At 52.7% G+C, this 275-nt stretch carries 1 pseudogene; it reads left to right on the top strand.

The window, feature by feature from the left end:
- Nucleotides 1–13: 13 nt before the first annotated feature.
- Nucleotides 14–275, top strand: a pseudogene (locus tag HBA93_RS21050) (hypothetical protein); the annotation flags it as partial.

Raw genomic sequence — 275 nt, 5'->3', positions numbered from 1 at the left:
CGAAGCACCGGAAATGATCGCTCTCTGGTCGCAAGGTCTGACCGGACAGTTTGCCCTACTGGAAGCAGAGACAAAGCAAGGTGGTTGGGTTTCGGCTTGGCGCTGGGGCTGGATGTATCTGCTTGGCTTTTTCTGGATCTGGCGCATCGTTCTTTTGCCGATCGTAAATGCCTCATTCGGTTCCAGCATTGAGACGATTGATCTGGCCGTTTTGTTGACGCTCACAGCATGGTTCATATCCCTGTATATGGGCGGCCACACTGTCAAAGAACTCG

The organism is Ochrobactrum sp. SFR4 (genome assembly GCF_019730395.1).
GTDB lineage: Bacteria > Pseudomonadota > Alphaproteobacteria > Rhizobiales > Rhizobiaceae > Pseudochrobactrum.
This window is presented reverse-complemented; position numbering and strand designations above follow the sequence as displayed.